Genomic DNA, 1,989 nt, shown 5'->3' on the forward strand with positions numbered 1-1,989 from the left:
TGTCAAGCACGGTTACGCGAGCGCCGGCCGCGGCGAGAATCGGCGCTTGCTGCCCTCCGCCGGAGGCGAGGCAAAGAAGATTGCAATCGCGCAATTCGGGGAACCATGAACGCGGAACCGGTTTCGAGGGCGTCAAAATTATTTCCCATTGCCCTTGCCGCGCAGCAGCAATAACCGAGGAACTAACCGGAATCGTCCAGCGGTTGCCGCGTGTGACTTCACGATTCCACGCCGCACGATTGTAATCGCGAACATTCACCATGAGCTATCCTTCCTGAAGCAAGCCTTCCCAGTTGATCACGTTCGAGGCTATCGGATGAACGATCCGGCCGTTTCTGCCGGAAACCGCTTCTGATTGCAGCAATGCTTTGCGCAGCGCCTGCATCGCCACCGCGCCGGCGGCTTCACAAAGCTGGGCAAGCGTTTCTTGCCCTAGCCAGCGTTCATGGAACAATTGATATTTCTCTTCAAAGGCGTTGTCGATCGTATTCGTGGTGGAAAATGCCAGGGCGAGCTGTTGATCTTCTTTAGTATTGATGCCGATGCGATCCAACCCGCGCACGCCGGCCTCCGCGAGCCGGCGCAATTGTTCGGGAAAGAGTGGTGCATCTGTCGCCAAAATCATCACAAAACCTGGCACAACCGAACGCGGCAACTCAGCGCCATTTTGATCCGGCAAACGTCCGCCATTTGCCGCAATAAAAGCGCCGAGTGTAAAACGCGGCTCCCCGATTTGCACAAATTGTGCAGCATCGCCGACGCCGCCCTTGCCGCCGAAGGCGCACAACCCTCGCCCGATCCCAACACTGCCATTCGCCGGCGCGGCATCATTGGCGGCATGAATTGTTTGCAAAATTTGATCCTGCGTAATGCGGCGCTGGCGCAAATCGTTGAGATAGCCGTCATCGATGCCAATCACGATCGGCGGCCAGGCATTGTCGATGGGCAAACCCGGCTCGCGCTGATGGCCGAAGGAAATGAGAGCATCGTAAGCGATGCCTACCGTTGTGGCATTGCACAAAACAATCGGCGAGGAAAACGTGCCGAAATCTTGCGCCACGTGCAAGCCGGTCCATTCGTTCCAATTGCCGGAGGCAAAACTGCCCAAGAAGAGCTTGCGATTACGCACGTTTAAGGGATAAGGTAGAATCACGGTAATGCCGGTTTGCACCTCACCTTCGGCAAGCGTCAATTGCCCGAGGTGAATACCGGGAATATCGGTGAGTGAATTTTTGAAATGTTCTGAAGCCAAGATATGATGAGGTGATTAATGAAAAACGCCGTTGACCGGCGAGGTATGCACGAAGCGGTGAAATCAATTTTTTAATGAATCGCTTCACGCTAGTACGCTGGTACCTTAATCTGTTGGAGTAGCTCCTTCGGAACGTCATTCAGGCGAATCCTGTGGAGGACTCGGCAAGCTGCCTGCAACGTCACAGGCTCCCGGCTGGATGACATACAACATATGAATAAACTTTTAAGGTAAGAGTCTACCCTGATTTGCAGACAAACTGCAAATCAAAGCTTTTGCGGAGCAGCAAAAAACCATTCGGCGAAAATTCGTTGTCTTCGGTAATCATCGGCAATAACGCTTTTCCGCCGAAATCACCGAGCATCGCCAAAAACTTTGGCAGGATGGTTTATCGACAGAATTATTTCAAATCGTTCTGCCGGCAAATTGTTCTGCCCTAAACTTTCAGAATTTCCTTCTAACGTTGAAAAGCTAATCGCGCACTAGAGCGCCTTTTCGTACAATTTTTTCAGATCGTCTTTTATTACCGAACGCGGATTGAGCAAATGGCTTGCATCTTCAAACGCCTGTTCGACCATCGCTGGAATTTGTTCCGCCTTCACGCCCGCGGCTGAGAGTTTATCCGGGATGCCGGCGAATTTGTTCAGCCGTTTAACAATGGTCGCCACCGGTTCATCTTTTTTACCATCCAGAGCAATGGCAATATCCACGAGCCGCTCCGGCGCGGCCGATTTATT

General features: G+C 52.5%; 3 protein-coding genes. All 3 read right to left on the bottom strand.

The window, feature by feature from the left end:
* Positions 1-262 (bottom strand): SAM-dependent methyltransferase (locus tag FBQ85_29770; GenBank protein MDL1879319.1); only part of this gene is annotated, 262 nt, incomplete at its 3' end.
* 3 nt (positions 263-265) lie between these two features.
* Positions 266-1,255, bottom strand: a complete 990-nt coding sequence (locus FBQ85_29775; GenBank protein MDL1879320.1) for a hypothetical protein — start codon at positions 1,253-1,255, stop codon at positions 266-268.
* Between the two features lie 479 nt (positions 1,256-1,734).
* A partial coding sequence (locus FBQ85_29780; GenBank protein MDL1879321.1) for an iron-containing alcohol dehydrogenase occupies positions 1,735-1,989 on the bottom strand: 255 nt, incomplete at its 5' end.

The sequence above is a fragment of the Cytophagia bacterium CHB2 genome (assembly GCA_030263535.1).
Taxonomy (GTDB): domain Bacteria; phylum Zhuqueibacterota; class Zhuqueibacteria; order Zhuqueibacterales; family Zhuqueibacteraceae; genus Coneutiohabitans.